Source organism: Mesorhizobium sp. B2-6-2, from assembly GCF_006440615.1.
Taxonomy (GTDB): domain Bacteria; phylum Pseudomonadota; class Alphaproteobacteria; order Rhizobiales; family Rhizobiaceae; genus Mesorhizobium.
Genome location: NZ_VFUG01000008.1, coordinates 79,828 through 95,216 on the forward strand (window position 1 = coordinate 79,828; position 15,389 = coordinate 95,216).

17 protein-coding genes and 1 pseudogene are annotated in these 15,389 nt (G+C 63.5%); 12 read left to right on the top strand and 6 right to left on the bottom strand.

Annotated features, from left to right (window positions below):
* Positions 1-181 precede the first annotated feature (181 nt).
* Positions 182-1,639, top strand: a complete 1,458-nt coding sequence (locus tag FJ419_RS17660) for an NCS1 family nucleobase:cation symporter-1 (protein ID WP_140695978.1) — start codon at positions 182-184, stop codon at positions 1,637-1,639.
* A gap of 80 nt (positions 1,640-1,719) precedes the next feature.
* Here the strand turns inward: FJ419_RS17660 and FJ419_RS31190 are convergent.
* Positions 1,720-1,925, bottom strand: a pseudogene (locus tag FJ419_RS31190) (hypothetical protein); the annotation flags it as partial.
* Between the two features lie 187 nt (positions 1,926-2,112).
* Here FJ419_RS31190 and FJ419_RS17670 point away from each other — a divergent pair.
* The 9 genes from FJ419_RS17670 (at position 2,113) to FJ419_RS31195 (ending at position 6,778) form a co-directional block, all read left to right on the top strand.
* On the top strand, positions 2,113-2,445 hold the full coding sequence (locus FJ419_RS17670; RefSeq protein ID WP_140695982.1) for a DUF2282 domain-containing protein: 333 nt from the start codon (positions 2,113-2,115) through the stop codon (positions 2,443-2,445).
* A 66-nt stretch (positions 2,446-2,511) separates the two neighbouring features.
* Positions 2,512-3,375, top strand: coding sequence for a DUF692 domain-containing protein (locus FJ419_RS17675; RefSeq protein WP_140695986.1), 864 nt, complete (start codon positions 2,512-2,514; stop codon positions 3,373-3,375).
* A complete protein-coding gene (locus tag FJ419_RS17680; protein WP_140695989.1) occupies positions 3,359-4,153 on the top strand; it encodes a DNA-binding domain-containing protein in 795 nt (264 codons plus the stop codon). Before FJ419_RS17675 ends, FJ419_RS17680 begins: the two co-directional genes overlap by 17 nt.
* The gene (locus FJ419_RS17685; protein ID WP_140695992.1) at positions 4,150-4,632 is read left to right on the top strand and encodes a DoxX family protein; all 483 of its coding nucleotides are present in this window, start codon (positions 4,150-4,152) and stop codon (positions 4,630-4,632) included. Before FJ419_RS17680 ends, FJ419_RS17685 begins: the two co-directional genes overlap by 4 nt.
* On the top strand, positions 4,629-5,234 hold the full coding sequence (locus tag FJ419_RS17690) for a sigma-70 family RNA polymerase sigma factor (protein WP_140695995.1): 606 nt from the start codon (positions 4,629-4,631) through the stop codon (positions 5,232-5,234). Before FJ419_RS17685 ends, FJ419_RS17690 begins: the two co-directional genes overlap by 4 nt.
* A complete protein-coding gene (locus FJ419_RS17695; protein ID WP_140695998.1) occupies positions 5,231-5,884 on the top strand; it encodes an NrsF family protein in 654 nt (217 codons plus the stop codon). The genes FJ419_RS17690 and FJ419_RS17695 overlap by 4 nt, the downstream gene beginning before the upstream one ends.
* Positions 5,881-6,261: a mercuric transporter MerT family protein gene (locus FJ419_RS17700; RefSeq protein ID WP_140542382.1), complete on the top strand. Its 381-nt coding sequence runs from the start codon at positions 5,881-5,883 to the stop codon at positions 6,259-6,261. The genes FJ419_RS17695 and FJ419_RS17700 overlap by 4 nt, the downstream gene beginning before the upstream one ends.
* 11 nt (positions 6,262-6,272) lie before the next feature.
* Positions 6,273-6,554 carry a cation transporter gene (locus FJ419_RS17705; protein ID WP_140696001.1) on the top strand — a complete coding sequence of 94 codons (282 nt, stop codon included), beginning with the start codon at positions 6,273-6,275 and terminating at the stop codon, positions 6,552-6,554.
* Positions 6,551-6,778 carry a GDCCVxC domain-containing (seleno)protein gene (locus tag FJ419_RS31195; protein ID WP_140696004.1) on the top strand — a complete coding sequence of 76 codons (228 nt, stop codon included), beginning with the start codon at positions 6,551-6,553 and terminating at the stop codon, positions 6,776-6,778. The genes FJ419_RS17705 and FJ419_RS31195 overlap by 4 nt, the downstream gene beginning before the upstream one ends.
* 113 nt (positions 6,779-6,891) lie before the next feature.
* Here FJ419_RS31195 and FJ419_RS17715 read toward each other — a convergent pair whose 3' ends face one another.
* The 5 genes from FJ419_RS17715 to tpiA form a co-directional block, all read right to left on the bottom strand.
* Positions 6,892-7,437, bottom strand: coding sequence for a DUF1697 domain-containing protein (locus FJ419_RS17715; RefSeq protein ID WP_140696007.1), 546 nt, complete (start codon positions 7,435-7,437; stop codon positions 6,892-6,894).
* 175 nt (positions 7,438-7,612) lie between these two features.
* Positions 7,613-9,250, bottom strand: a complete 1,638-nt coding sequence (locus tag FJ419_RS17720; RefSeq protein ID WP_140696021.1) for a CTP synthase — start codon at positions 9,248-9,250, stop codon at positions 7,613-7,615.
* 148 nt (positions 9,251-9,398) lie between these two features.
* Positions 9,399-10,526, bottom strand: a complete 1,128-nt coding sequence (locus tag FJ419_RS17725) for a L,D-transpeptidase (protein ID WP_140696029.1) — start codon at positions 10,524-10,526, stop codon at positions 9,399-9,401.
* A 211-nt stretch (positions 10,527-10,737) separates the two neighbouring features.
* Positions 10,738-11,232 (bottom strand): preprotein translocase subunit SecG, encoded by a 495-nt coding sequence (gene secG, locus FJ419_RS17730; protein ID WP_140696032.1) that lies wholly within the window; start codon positions 11,230-11,232, stop codon positions 10,738-10,740.
* A gap of 338 nt (positions 11,233-11,570) precedes the next feature.
* A complete protein-coding gene (gene tpiA / locus FJ419_RS17735) occupies positions 11,571-12,338 on the bottom strand; it encodes a triose-phosphate isomerase (RefSeq protein WP_140546413.1) in 768 nt (255 codons plus the stop codon).
* A gap of 143 nt (positions 12,339-12,481) precedes the next feature.
* Between tpiA and FJ419_RS17740 the strand changes: the two genes are divergently transcribed.
* Positions 12,482-14,377: a peptidylprolyl isomerase gene (locus tag FJ419_RS17740; protein WP_140696043.1), complete on the top strand. Its 1,896-nt coding sequence runs from the start codon at positions 12,482-12,484 to the stop codon at positions 14,375-14,377.
* Positions 14,374-15,384 carry an anthranilate phosphoribosyltransferase gene (gene trpD, locus FJ419_RS17745; RefSeq protein WP_140696047.1) on the top strand — a complete coding sequence of 337 codons (1,011 nt, stop codon included), beginning with the start codon at positions 14,374-14,376 and terminating at the stop codon, positions 15,382-15,384. The genes FJ419_RS17740 and trpD overlap by 4 nt, the downstream gene beginning before the upstream one ends.
* Positions 15,385-15,389: the final 5 nt, after the last annotated feature.

The window sequence follows — 15,389 nt, forward strand, 5'->3', positions numbered from 1 at the left end:
TGGCGAAAATCACTTGGCGACTCAGCCAATGCAGGCCTGGAGCCGTCGGATAACGGCGATTCTCATTGAATGTCTTTAAGGCGAAAGCCGGCAAATGGGTTGCTTGCCGGTTACCCTGCGTCAGGCTTAACCTCCGCGTCAACGCGTGAGGGCGCGTTTTGCAAAAAGGGGAACACTTGCAATGACCATTCAAGGCGCATCGCCTGACCTCTACAATGAGGATCTGGCTCCCGCAACGGTCAGGAACTGGGGACCGTTTTCGATCTTCAACGTCTGGACTTCCGACGTCCACAGCCTCTGGGGCTACTACCTGGCGGCAAGCCTGTTTCTATTCTGCGGCGGCTTCGTCAACTTCATCATCGCCATCGGCATCGGCTCGCTGATCATCTATGCGCTGATGAACATGGTCGGCTATGCCGGCGTGAAGACCGGCGTGCCCTACCCCGTGCTTGCCCGCGCCTCCTTCGGCATCTGGGGCGCCAACGTCCCGGCGCTGGTGCGGGCGATCGTCGCCTGCTTCTGGTACGGCGCCCAGACGGCCGCGGCGTCGGGCGCGATCGTGGCGCTGCTGACGCGCCTGCAATGGTTCGACGAGTTCAACAAGAGCTCACACCTTCTGGGACACTCGACCCTGGAGGTGATCTGCTTCGTCATTATCTGGGCGCTGCAGTTGCTGATCATCCAGAAGGGAATGGAAACCGTCCGTCGCTTCCAGGATTGGGCCGGCCCGGCCGTGTGGGTGATGATGCTGATCCTGGCCATCTATCTTTGCGTGAAGTCCGGCACCTTCGCCTTCACCAGCGACATCCCGATGGATGTGCTGCTGGACAAGACCAAGGATGCCGGCGTTCCGGGCGAGCCCGGGTCCTGGACCGCGCTGTTCGCGGTGGCGGCGATCTGGGTGACCTATTTCTCGGCGCTCTACCTCAACTTCTGCGATTTCGCCCGCTATGCGCCGGACAAGGCGGCGCTGCGCAAGGGCAACATCTGGGGCCTGCCGGTCAACCTCATCCTGTTCTCGCTGGTCGCCGGCGTCACGACGATTGCCGCTTATGACGTCTACCATGAGGTGCTGCTGCATCCCGACCAGATCTCGGCCAAGTTCGACAGCTGGTTCCTCGCCGCACTTGCCGCGCTGACCTTCGCGGTGGCGACGCTAGGCATCAACGTCGTGGCGAATTTCGTCTCGCCGGCGTTCGATTTCTCCAACGTCTTCCCGCGTCAGATCGACTTCAAGAAGGGCGGCTACATCGCGGCGCTGATCGCCCTGGTGCTCTATCCCTTCGCGCCATGGGAAGGCAGCGCTGCTTCCTTCGTTAACGTCATCGGCGCGACGATGGGACCGATCTTCGGCGTGATGATGGTCGACTACTACCTGATCCGCAAAAGCGAGGTCGACGTCGAAGCGCTCTATCGCGAAGACGGCGAGTTCCGTTTCCAGAGCGGGTGGCATGTCAATGCCTTCATCGCTGCCGGCATCGGCGCCATCTTCTCCTCGATCCTGCCCAACTTCACCAACTGGCTGCCGTCCTGGTGGGGCGTCTATGGCTGGTTCTTCGGCGTGGCGATCGCCGGCGTCGTCTACTATGTGCTGCGCACCATGGCGCTTGGTGCAGGCGCGAAGGTGGCGAAGGCCTGAAACAAGCCAGTAGGCAGTAGGGCTTAGGCAATAGAAGACGCCACCCTACTGCCTACTGCCTACTGCCTACTGCCTACTGCCTACTGCCTACTGCCTACCATCTCCGTGTTCCAGTTGCGCGACGTGCCGATGCCGAGGCGCTTGTGATTAGCGGCGGCCAACAGCCGCGAGCTCGGCCGCTCGCGCGACGAGCCAAATGTCGTCATCGACCAACCGCACCAACTCGTCGTCGGCTGCATAGACCTGGAGCGCCGCAACGGCATCCCGGCACTGGCTCGCGCATTACCCCCCGCCGCCACCTCGAACCATCCCACATAACGAGCCCGACTGCGGCACTACACAGATTCGTGAACGGTGATGATCTGAACCGCCGTAACCTCCGCCAGCGCTGCCGCGAACTTCCAGTAGAACCTGCGGCTTCCGGCATCGCCGGGGGAGAAGGGTTCGCGCAACAACACCCATTGGAGGAAAGCATGTCAAACCGCCTCATATCCGCCGCCGTCGCCAGTGCCTTCGCCGCAGCCATTGGCGCCGCCGCCATTGGTTCCGCATCAGCCGCGATGAGCGAGGCGGAAATGATGAAGATGCAGGAGAAGACCAAGAAAGAGGTCGCTTCCGGCAAGATGGAGAAGTGTTTCGGCGTAGCGCTGAAGGGCCACAACGACTGCTACGCGGATGCTGGAACCACATGTGCGGGCACGGCCACCAAGGATTACCAGGGCAATGCCTTCAAGCTGGTGGCGAAGGGAACCTGTACTGCCATGACCACGCCAAATGGCCACGGCTCGCTAAAGCCGATTGGCTGATTCCGAGCAGACCGCGGCGGGTGGCATCGCCATCCGCCCTTTCCACTGCCTTCCGGGAGGTCGACCATGAACATTCCTCCGCGCGCCGGAGTAGGACTTAAGCCGCAGCACTACCGCGAGATCCTGGAAACCGGGCCGGACATCGGCTTTTTCGAGGTCCATGCCGAAAACTACATGGGAGCGGGCGGACCACCGCACCGGTACCTTGCTGCGGTGCGCGAGCAATATCCTCTTTCGTTGCACGGTGTCGGTCTGTCGATCGGCGCGGCAGGGCCCCTCGACCAAGACCATTTGAGGCGCCTGAAAGACCTGATCGCCCGCTATCAGCCGGGCCTTTTCTCCGAGCACCTTGCATGGTCGAGCCACGGCGATGCGTTTCTGAACGATCTCCTGCCGATGCCCTACACGATGGAAACGCTCCAGCGCATCGCCTCACACATCGACGAAGTGCAGGAAACACTTGGCCGCCAGATGCTGCTGGAAAATCCTTCCACCTACATCGCCTTTGCAGAAAGCACCTATGCCGAGCCTGATTTCATCGCCGAGGTGCAGCGGCGCACCGGCTGCGGACTGCTGCTCGATGTGAGCAACGTCCACGTCGCTTCGACCAACCAGCAGTGGGACTCCTTCGCCTATATCGACGCCTATCCGCTCGGCGCCGTGCAGGAGACACATCTTGCCGGCTTCACGCCGGAAACCGACGAGAAACAGAGGCCGCTGCTCATCGATACCCACAGCCGGCCGGTCGACCCGTCGGTTTGGGAACTCTACGCCTACGCGATCGGCAAGCTCGGTCCCACGCCGACGCTGATCGAATGGGACGCCGATTTACCGTCATGGAGTGAGCTGCATGCCGAGGCCATGCGGGCCGAAGCGTATATGAAGTCTCACGCGCCAGGACAGGAGGTGCGCCTTGCAAGGGCTGGCTGAGCAGCAACGGGATTTCGCGCTGGCCTTGCTTGACGCCGCTCGTGCCACGCCGCAAGGCCTCGTAGGACCCGACGGCTTGCCAAGTCCGCGTCGCTTCGCGGTCTATCGCAACAATGTCGTGGCCGGCCTCATCGAGACACTGAAGGACAATTATCCGGCCGTTCGTCGCATCGTCGGGGATGAATTCTTCCGCGCCATGACGGGGCAATTCGCAACCGCCCATCCACCGCAGCGCCCTGTCATGCTGGACTACGGTGCAGGCCTCCCCGAATTCATCGCTGGGTTCGAGCCCGCAGCGACACTTCCCTATCTCGCCGACGTGGCGAGGATCGAGCGCGCCTGGATCGAAGCCTATCATGCGGCCGATGCGGAGCCGCTTTCGGCGAATGATCTCCTCGCCGTCGATCAGGGCCGCCTGGGCGAGATCCGGCTGGCGCTCCATCCTTCGCTCCGGGTGACGCAATCGCAGTTTCCCGCCCTCACCATCTGGCGCATGAACATTGCCGGCGGCGAGCCCGCTGCTGTCGATCTCCAGGCAGGTGGTGAGGATGCGCTCATCATCCGCCCGGGCGCAGAAGTCGTCGTGCGCCAGCTGCCGGTGGGAGCTGCGGCCCTCATCAGGACTTTAGGCGCCGGCAAGCCAATGGTGGCCGCGACGATAGCCGTGCTCGAAGCCACCCAGCACTTCGATCTCAGGACGATATTGGCCGGACTGATTGAAGCCGGCGCTTTCATCGGTTGGAGCCTTGAACCGGATACCGGAGACGAGCCGTCATGATGTCAGCTCCGAACCTGATCCGTACGCTGACGGCGTGGCTTTCCTCGGTCGCCATGGCCGTAGCGCCGCTGTTTCTGCGAGCAGCGCTCGCGGTGCCGTTTTTCCGCTCCGGGCTCACCCGCTGGGACGGTTTCCTGCAACTCTCGGACAGCACCATTTATCTGTTCGAAGAGGAATTCAAGTTGCACATCTTCGGCGCCGAGTATGGTTTCCCCATGCCCGATGCCGTGGCCTATCTGGTCGCGACCGCCGAAATCACGTTGCCGGTGCTGTTGGTTCTGGGCCTCGCCACCCGCTTTGCCGCGCTGGCGATGCTTGTCATGACCGGTATCATCCAACTTGTCGTGCCCGACGGTTGGGCCAACTTCCATCTGCCCTGGGCCGCCATGGCGATCTCCATCATTGCCCTTGGCGCAGGGCCCATTTCCGTTGACCGTCTGGTCGCGCGACGATTTGCTTCGGAGGCGTATCGGCAATGACCACCCCTCCTGCACTGAAACTTGTGCGGGGCGAAGCCGCTCTTCCGCCGCAGGTGCAGGAGCTGGATTGGTCGATCCTCATGGCGAGGGCCCAGGATGGCGATGCCAATGCCTATCGGCGGCTCCTCGAGAGCATTGCGCCATACCTGCGCGCTCACGCGGTGCGCTGTCACCGCAATCCCAGCGATGTCGAGGATGCGGTGCAGGCTATACTGCTGACGCTGCACGCCGTGCGTGCGACCTATGATCCGGCGCGGCCGTTCGGTCCCTGGCTCACGGCCATTGCCAAACGCAGGCTGATCGACCGTCTGCGCCGCCAGGGTCGCCGCAGGGCGTTGGAAACGGAATCGGACCCCATCCACGAAACCTTTGCCGATCGGTCCGCGAACCTTGAGCACATGACACATATCCATGAGATTGCCGCGGCCCTCGACCGCCTTCCCCCCGGACAGCGTGAAGCCTTGCGGCTTACCAAGATCGAGGGACTGTCGCTGAAGGAGGCCTCGGCGGCGAGCGGTATGAGCGTGGCGGCGCTCAAAGTCGCCACCCACCGCGCCATCCGGCGTCTTCGGAGCTTCTTCTCTGGCGGGAGTGAAACATGATTCACACGGATGATCTCATCTCCGCGCTTGCCGCCAATCTGAGTCCGGTCAGGCGACTCCGTCCGCCGCTGTTGCGGGCCACCGGTTTCTTGCTTCTCGCTGCATTGATCCTCACCATGATCGCCACAGCCCACGGCTGGCGGCCAGGCCTGCTCGTTCGTCTGGCCGAGATCCGCTTCGCTTTAAGCCTCACGGGGGCCGTCTTCACCGGCATCCTTGCCGCATTCGCGGCATTCCTCGTCAGCCTTCCCGGGCGTTCACGTCACTGGCTGTGGCTGCCCCTTCCGTCACTTGCCCTGTGGCTTTTCTCGATCGGCTATCAATGTCTGAACTTCTGGACACCGCTGGTTCCCGGCGCACCTCCCGGTGAGATGGCTTCTTGCATTGCGACGTTGGTGCTGACCAGCCTGCCTTTGTCGCTCGCCTTGGCGCTCATGCTTCGCCATGCCGCTCTTTTCGACCCGGCGCCAGTGATCTTGGCTGCAAGTCTTTCCGTCGCTGGGATCACTGCGGCTGCGCTGACCCTGTTCCATCCGCTCGACGCCAGCATCGAGATTCTGATGTTCAATCTCGGCACCGGATCGTTGATCGTGTTGTCGGGCGGCGCCATCAGCCTGTTTGTATCGAACGCCTTGGAGAAGCCGCGATGAGCGGACCATTGCCCGTCAGCAACCTAGCGAAATCGCGGGCTGCCCTATCGCTCGCTCTTGGCGGACTCTCGGCAGGTCTCCTCGCTTCCGCCTGCTGCGTGCTCCCTCTCGCCTTCGCTCTCGTGGGAATCAGTGGCGCCTGGATCGCGCGCCTCACCGCGCTGGCGCCTTACCAGCCATACTTCCTTACCCTCGCGGCCGTCTCGATCGGTCTTGGATTCTGGCGCTATCGCCGCAACGAGGCGGCGGCCTGCCTTGCCGGTTCTCTTTGCGCCAGTCCCGTTTATCGCCGTTCCACCCAATTCGTCCTGTTGGCCGCGAGCCTCATTGCAGTGGCGGCGGCGGCAGTCGATGTCTTCGGACGGCTCAATTTGTAGGAGATCCCGCCATGCGCGTCGCCATTGCAATTGTTGTCCCACTCCTGGCCACGGTGCCCGCCGTCGCAGCACAACACGCCGCCACATTCTCGGTGCCCGACATGACCTGTCCGCTCTGCCCGATCACCGTTGCGACCGCAATCAGGCACCTCGACGGCATTGTCTCGGTTTCGACCGATGTCAGGGCCAAGACTGCAACTGTCGTCTTCGACGATCGCAAGACGAGCACCGCGTCGATCGCCGATGCTTCCGCCAATGCGGGCTATCCAGCAGCATTGGTGAACGAACAATGATCGAGGTTACCAGCACCATCACCTGTCCCGGCTGCGGCCACCGTAGAAGCGAGACAATGCCTGCCGATGCCTGCCTGCATTTCTACGAATGCGAAAGCTGCAAGATCCTCCTCAAGCCCCTACCGGGCGATTGCTGCGTATTCTGCTCATACGGCGATCACCCCTGTCCGCCGAAACAGGAAGAGCGACAGTCCGGTGCTGCCGGCCACCATCATTGCTGCTGAGGCATCGGCGGTGCCGGGGCAAGGATCGCCAAGGTCTGAAACAAGGGCAGTAGGGATTAGGCAATAGAAGGTGCCACCCTACTGCCTACTGCCTACTGCCTACTGCCTACTGCCTACTGCCTACTGCCTACCATCTCCGCCAGACGGCGCACCGTGTTCCAGTTGCGCGACGTGCCGATGCCCAGGCGCTTGTGATTGGCCGCGGCAAGCAGCCGCGAGCTCGGCCGCTCGCGCGAGAAGACAAGCCAGATATCGCCGTCCACCAGGAATACTTTCTCGTCGGCGGCGGCATAGGCCTTGAGTGCTTCGATGGTGTCCGCGGGCAGCGGCTCGCGCATCACGCGCACCGCAACCTGATCGGCCGTGTCCGCTGACTCGCCCGGAAACGGATTGGCGGCGGCAAGCTTCAGCCAGTCCTCGGCACCGCGCACGATGATGTCGACATGCCGGCCGAAGCTTTTCTCGAACGCCTTTTCCAGCCGGCGCTCGAGCTTTGAAAGCTCGCCTGTGCGCGCCTCGAACACCAGATTGCCCGTCGCCACCAGCGTGCGGACGTTTTTCAGCCCGAGGCTTTCCGCCATGGCCTTCAGGTCGGACATGACCACCCGCCGCCCCTCGCCCAGGATGATGCTGTAGAGCAGCGCGACATAAGTTTGCATTACGGTCCGCATAGCTGGCACGCAGGTCGGAGCCAAGGTGTGCTGAGATTCAGGTCAGGCCGAGTCGAAAATGGTGGGTTCCGAGAACCGGAGCGGAGCGTACTTGAAGTACGTGAGCACCGGAAGCGCAGGAAGCCGCCATTTGCAGGCCGGCCTCACCTGAATATCAGCACACCTAGACGAGCCGCGACTGATCCACCGCCGCCGAGATAAAGCTCGCGAACAGCGGATGCGGGTCGAGCGGCCGGCTCTTCAGTTCGGGGTGATACTGCACGCCGATGAACCACGGGTGGTCGGGATATTCGACCGTCTCCGGCAGCACGCCGTCGGGCGACATGCCGGCAAACACCAGGCCGCAATCCTCGAGACGCTGCTTGTAGTCGATGTTGACTTCGTAGCGGTGCCGGTGGCGCTCGGAAATCTGCGTGTCGCCGTAGATATCCGCTATCTTTGAGCCCTTGGCGAGCTCGGCCTGATAGGCGCCAAGCCGCATCGTGCCGCCAAGATCGCCTGCGGCCCTGCGCTTCTCAAGCATATTGCCCTTCAGCCACTCGGTCATAAGGCCGACGACGGGCTCGTTGGTGGGGCCGAACTCGGTCGACGACGCATGGTCGACACCCGCCAGCGAGCGGGCCGCCTCGATGCAGGCCATCTGCATGCCGAAGCAGATGCCGAAGTAAGGCACCTTGCGCTCGCGGGCGAACTTTGCCGCCAGGATCTTGCCTTCCGAGCCGCGCTCGCCGAAGCCGCCGGGAACGAGAATGCCGTGCACCTTCTCCAGCCACGGCGCCGGATCTTCCTTCTCGAAGATCTCGCTTTCGATCCAGTCGAGCTTGACCTTGACGCGGTTGGCGAGGCCGCCATGCGACAGCGCCTCGATCAGCGATTTATAGGCATCCTTGAGGCCGGTGTATTTGCCGACGATGGCGATCGTCACCTCGCCTTCCGGATTGTGGATGTGGTTGGAAAGCTTCTGCCACGGCTCCATGCGCGGCTTCGGCGCCGGGTCGATGCCGAAGGCCGCCAGCACTTCCGAATCGAGGCCCTCCTGGTGATAGGCCAGAGGCACGTCATAGATATGCGGCACGTCCAGCGCCTGGATAACCGCGCTTTCGCGCACGTTGCAGAACAGCGAAAGCTTTCGGCGCTCCTCCTTCGGTATCGGCCTGTCGGCGCGCACCAAAAGAATGTCGGGCGCGATGCCGATGCCGCGCAGTTCCTTGACCGAATGCTGCGTCGGCTTGGTCTTAAGTTCGCCGGCCGTCGGGATGTAGGGCATCAGCGTCAGATGCACATAGACGGCGTTGTTGCGCGGCAGGTCGTTGCCGAGCTGTCGGATCGCTTCCAGGAACGGCATCGCCTCGATGTCGCCGACCGTGCCGCCGATTTCGCACAGCACGAAGTCGTAGTCGTCATTGCCGTCCAGCACGAAATGCTTGATCTCGTCGGTGACGTGCGGGATCACCTGCACGGTCGCGCCGAGATAGTCGCCGCGTCGCTCGCGCTCGATGATGTTCTTGTAGATACGGCCGGTGGTGATATTGTCCTGCTGGTTCGCCGAGCGCCCGGTGAAGCGCTCGTAATGGCCGAGATCGAGGTCGGTCTCGGCGCCGTCATCGGTCACGAACACTTCGCCGTGCTGATACGGCGACATCGTGCCGGGATCGACATTGAGATAAGGATCGAGCTTTTTGATCCGCGCGCGATAGCCTCGCGCTTGCAGAAGAGCCCCAAGAGCTGCTGCGGCGATGCCTTTTCCGAGTGAGGAAACCACGCCGCCTGTGATGAATACATATCGCGCCATGGGAGTCATCGCTTAACGCGGCCTGATTGATTCCGCCAGAGAAAAAACCGCCGCGAAGGCTTTTTCCCAAAATGGCGCCGGGGGCCGCACGGGCTTGGATTCAGTCAAAACAAAAGGGCCGGCGATGCCGGCCCTTTCGGCAGTTTGATGGAAAGCCTTAGATAATAACAACCTTCGTGCCGATCTTGACGCGGCTGTAGAGATCCATGACGTGCTCGTTGATCATGCGGAAGCAGCCATTGGAGGCGCTGGTTCCGATCGACTGCGGCGCGATTGTGCCGTGGATGCGCAGATGCGTGTCCTTCTTGCCGTCATAGAGGTAGATGGCGCGCGCGCCGAGCGGGTTCTCGCCGCCGCCGGGCATGCCGTCCTTGTACTGGCCGTAATGCTTCGGCTCGCGCTTCTGCATGTCGAGCGTCGGGATCCAGCGCGGCCATTCCTGCTTGTCACCGACGGCTACCGTGCCCTTGAACTGCAGGCCTTCGCGGCCGACCGCGATGGCATAGCGGCGTGCCGTGGAAAACGACTCGACGAGATAGAGGCGGCGCGCGCTGGTGTCGATGACGATGGTGCCCGGCTCATAACCGGTGAAAGTGACGTCCTGCGGCACGAATTCCGGCTTCACCTTGAACGGCCGCTTGGCGGCCTTCTTGGCCAGCGCCGAATCAAGCGCGCGGGTCTCGGGCAGGTAACTGATCGAGCTCACCGACGAGCCGCCGAAGAGGCCGGCAAACAGCCCGCCGCTGCTCGTCTGCTTCTGGCCAGGCTGCTCACTGCGCAACTCGCCATTGTTACCGGTAGCGGTGATGTTCATGGCCTCGGCCGGGATAGGCTCCTCGGCCTTGACCGGAATGATCTGCGCGACCGGATCCAGCGGCGCGATGATCTTGGTGGTCTTCTTGGCCGGCTTGGCGTCGGCGACCTCAGCCGGCGCGGCAGTGCCCTTCTTGGCGAACCATTCCTGGCGCGCCGCGTCAGCCTTGGCCTTGGCGGCCTCGCGCATGGCCATCTTGCGAGCCTCGAGCGCCTTATCCTTTGCCGCCTGCTTGTCGGCGTCGATCTTGGCCTCGAGCCTGCCGATCTGCGCGAGATCGTCCGAGGTCGGATTTTTCTTCTTCTTGAGAAGCCTCAGCTGCGATGCGTCGCTCTTGGCGGCGGCAGCGGGAATGGCGTCGGTTTTCTCTGCCGACGGGGAGGAGACCATGGTTGCCGGTCCGGCAAGGGCCGCGGAACCCATGCCGAGGACGGCACAGACTCCCAAAATGATGAAGCTGCGAAGCTGCATGGCGAAGATCCGATCGTTCAATGCGTGTTGCCCACGGCGTCGCCCGGCGTCCCCCAAGGACGCCAAAAGTGCCGCGCGCAATCTATAATCGATTAGCCGTCATCGCCTCAAGCTGAGGCAGGCGCCACGCCCGGTTGAATCTTCGTGATCGGGCGCGCATTTGCCGCGACTGTGTTCAAAGAACAACAGATCGCGGCCGGTACTTGTCCGGCTACTGGTTCGGAACCTGGGGGGTGACCGGCAAGGTGACGCCGTTGGTCGCCGGCGCGGTGGTCGGATTCGCGGGCGTTGTGGCCGGAGCCGGCGCTGTGGCGCCGTTGGCAAGCGGCGTGGTGGTCGTCGCACCGCCAGCCGCGGGAGCGGAGCCGTCGGCCGGAGCGGCGGGCTTGGAAGTGCCCACCGGCCCATTCGAACCCGGCAGCTGGTTGAGCACGCCGTTGCCCTGGCTGGAGGTTGCCGGACGGTCGAGGATGTCGATCGGCTTTTCGCCGTAGCGGGCAAGGATCGACAGCGCCAGCGACGTCACGAAGAAGGCCGCCGCCAGGATCGCGGTGGCGCGGGTCAACGCGTTGGCGGCGCCACGAGCGGTCATGAAACCGGAACCGCCGCCGATGCCCAAGCCGCCGCCTTCGGAGCGCTGCAGCAGCACCACGCCGACGAGGGCGAGCACGACCATGAGGTGGACGACGATCAGTACGGTTTCCATAATTTATCCTGGCGAGGCCTTGCGCGAGCGCGCATGCGACCGATGATTTGGAGGCGGCTCCTTACAATGCTTTGGCGGCATTTCCAAGCCCGTGGCCGGGAATATGGGAAGCAATGCGGCCTTTACAACGATTTAGCCCGCGCGAGCCTGGGAGACGGGCTGGGGTGTGTTGAGATTCAGGTCAGGCGAGCCGGGAACGTTGGTTTTCGAGAACCGGCCTACGCCGGCCGTAGCCTTTATTGGGCTGAGACACCTATGAGGGCTTCGGCCGGCGGAGGCCGGAAGCTCGGGAAATCATCGTTCGCAGGCCGGCATCACCTGAATATCAACACAACAGCCTAAGCCATGTTCATATAAGCTTCCGCTATGGCCAGGAAGTCGGCTGCCTTCAGGCTGGCGCCGCCGACCAGCGCGCCGTCGACATTGTCGACGCCGAGCAGTTCCACCGCGTTGGAGGGCTTGACCGAGCCGCCATAAAGAATGCGCGTCCTGGCCGCGGTATCGCCGAACAGCGCGGTCAGCTTGCCCCGGATATGCGCATGCGCCTCGGCTACATCGGCGGCGGTCGGCGTCAGGCCAGTGCCGATCGCCCAGACCGGCTCGTAGGCGATGATGGTGTTGGCGGCGGTGGCGCTCGCCGGCACGGAACCGTCAAGCTGGCGCGACAGGACATCAAGCGTGGCGCCCGCCTCCCGCTCGGCGCGCGTCTCGCCGATGCAGATGATGGCCACCAGCCCTGCCCGCCAGGCCGCCGACGCCTTGGCATGGACTATTGCATCGTCGTCGCCGAACAGCTCGCGGCGCTCGGAATGGCCGACGATGACGTGGCTTGCGCCGGCATCCTTGAGCATCTCGGCCGAAATCTCGCCCGTGAACGCGCCGCTCTCCTTGGGATGGCAATCCTCTCCACCGGCACGCACCGGCGTGCGCGACAGGATCTCGGCGGCGCGCTGCAGCAAGGTCGCCGGCACGCACACCAGCGCTTCGGTCTCGGCGTCGAGCCCGCTCATGAACCCGTTGCCTATCGACCGCAGCTCGTTGAGCGAGGCGCTGGTGCCGTTCATTTTCCAGTTGCCGGCGACAAGCGGGCGGATTCCAGGGGTCATGGGGCGCGTTCTCCGAGCGACATTAAGCAGCGCCCTCACTACCAAAATCAGGTCACAAAGCAATCGACAGTGGGCCGGAAGGGCGCTATTGCGCTTGTTTCAGACTCGGCGCATGCGAAAATGCGCAAAAATCGGAAGTATGCATGCTTGGTATATTGAGAAGCGCGGCAGGTACCTGGGTCGCGAAGGCGTTGCTGTCCTTGCTGGTGGTGAGTTTCCTCGCCTGGGGCGCGACCACGCGCATGGTGGGTGGCGTGCTGGGCGGTCATCACGCGGTTATCACGGCCGGCGGCACGGAGGTCTCGATCAACGAGTACCGCCTCGCTTACGACCGCCAGCTCAACCTTCTGTCGCAGCAATATGGCCAGCGCGTCACCCACGAACAGGCCAAGCTGCTCGGTGTCGACAACCAGGTGCTGGCGCAGCTCGTTTCGGGTGCGGTGCTCGACGAACAGGCGCGCAAGCTCGGGCTCGGCCTCTCCAAGGATCGGCTGGCCGAACTGACGCGCGAGGATCCGGCCTTCAAGGGCCCCGGCGGCCAGTTCGATCGCCGCACCTTCGAGTATCTGCTGCGCCAGCTCGGCATGCGGCCCGAGGACTATCTCAGGAACCGCTCGCAGGTGGCCGTGCGCCAGCAGATCGTCGAGGCGATCTCCGACGGCCTCAAGGTTCCGCAGACCTTCCTGAAGGCGGTCTCTCTCTATCGCGGCGAGGATCGCACGATCGACTATGTCGTGCTGCCGAAGACGCTGGTGCAGCCGATCGAGGCGCCGTCCGACAGCGCCCTCAAAACCTATTTCGACGCCAACAAGAAGAACTATGCCGCGCCGGAATACCGCAAGTTCTCCTATGTCCGGCTGGAGCCGCAGGACATCATGGATCCGTCCGCGGTGACAGACCAGCAGATCAGCGAGGACTACAACAAGAACATCGCGCGCTACACGACGCCCGAGATGCGCACCATCGAGCAGCTGGTGTTCAAGACGCCGGATGCGGCCAAGGCCGCTTTGGATTCGCTGAAGGCTGGCGCTACCTTCGACAAGCTCGTCACCGCCGAAGGCAAGACGCAGGCCGACACGCTGCTCGGCACGCTGGCCAAGGACAAGATCGCCGACAAGGCGGTGGCCGATGCCGCCTTCTCGCTCAATGCCAACGAGGTGAGCCAGGTCGTCCAGGGCGCCTTCGGCCCCGTGCTGTTGCGCGTCACCGAGATCAAGCCGCAGGTGGTGAAGCCGCTGTCGGAAGTGTCCGGCCAGATCCGCAAGGACCTGGCGCTTGGCGAGGCAAGCCGCATCCTGCTCGATGTGCATGACAGCTACGAGGACACCCGCGCCTCGGGCGCCTCGCTGGCCCAGGCCGCCGAGAAGTTGAAGCTCAAGGTCGTCACCATCGACGCCATCGACCGTACCGGCCAGCGGCCGGACGGCACGATCGTCAACGACCTGCCGGAATCGGCCGAGCTGATCAAGTCGGTGTTCGCGGCGGAGCCCAATACCGAGAACGAAGGCCTGACGACTGCCGGCAACGGTTTCGTCTTCTACGAAGTGCAGTCGGTCACGCCGGCGCGCGACCGCACGCTGGATGAAGTCCGCAAGAAGGTCGTCGCCGACTGGACAGAGGCCGAGACCGACAAGCGTCTCGACGCCAAGGCTCAGGAACTGGAGAAGCGCCTCAAGGCAGGCGCCGCGCTCGACGTAATCGCCGGCGAGCTCAAGCTCGACATGCAGACCAAGCGCGGCCTGAAGCGCGAAGCCGACGATGCCGATTTCGGCAAGGAAGGCGCCGCGGCCATGTTCGGCGTCGGCGAAGGCGGTACCGGTTTAATCCCCTCGCCCACCGGCGACGGCCAGATCCTGTTCAAGGTCGCCGAGGTCTTCGAGCCGGCGGGCGCCGATGGCAGCGCGGTGCCGGACGACGCGCAGAAATCCTTCGGCGCCGGCATGTCCGACGATCTGCTCGACCAGCTGGTGGCGCAGTTGCAGTCGCAATATGACGTCCGCATCGATCCGAACGCGGTTTCGCAAGCACAGACACGATGAGCGCTCTCAAGACACACATAGCCAAGGTCGCCACGGGCACCGCGCTTTCCTTCGAGGAAGCGCGCGAGGCGTTCGACATCATCATGTCGGGCGACGCGACGCCCGGCCAGATCGGCGGCTTCCTGATGGCGCTGCGCGTACGCGGCGAGACGGTGGGCGAGATTTCCGGCGCGGTCGCCACGATGCGCGCCAAGATGCTGCGCGTCGAGGCGCCGCTAGGCGCCATCGACATCGTCGGCACCGGCGGCGACAATTCGCATTCGGTCAACATCTCGACCGCTTCGGCCTTCGTCATCGCCGCGGCCGGCGTGCCGGTCGCCAAGCATGGCAATCGCGGCCTGTCCTCGCTGACCGGCTCCGCCGATGTGCTGACGGCGCTGGGCGTCAGAATAGACATCCCGCCGGAGACGATCGGCCGCTGCATCCATGAGGCGGGTGTCGGCTTCATGTTCGCGCCGGCGCATCATCCGGCGATGAAGCATGTCGGGCCGACCCGCGTCGAGCTCGGCACGCGCACCATCTTCAACCTGCTCGGACCGCTGTCGAACCCCGCCGGCGTCAGCCGCCAGATGGTTGGCGTGTTCCTGCCGGAGTGGATCATGCCCGTGGCCGAGACGCTCAAGGCGCTGGGCGCCGATCACGCCTGGGTTGTCCATGGCGACGGCTATGATGAGATCACCACCACCGGCGAGACACAGGTGGCGGAGCTCGCCGGCGGCGAGATTCGCAGCTTCACCTTGACGCCGGAAGCCGTCGGCTTGAAGCGGCACACAAAGGAAGAGCTGCGCGGCGGCGACGCGGCCTACAACGCCAAGCAATTGCGCGATATGCTTGGCGGAGCCGCCGGCGCCTATCGCGATACGGTGCTGATGAATGCCGGCGCCGGACTGGTTGTGGCCGGCAAGGTGACGACGCTGGCCGACGGCATCGCGGCGGCGGCGCAAGCGATCGACAGCGGCCGCGCGCTTGCGGTGCTCGACAAGCTCATCGAGATTTCGAACGGTTAGACCCC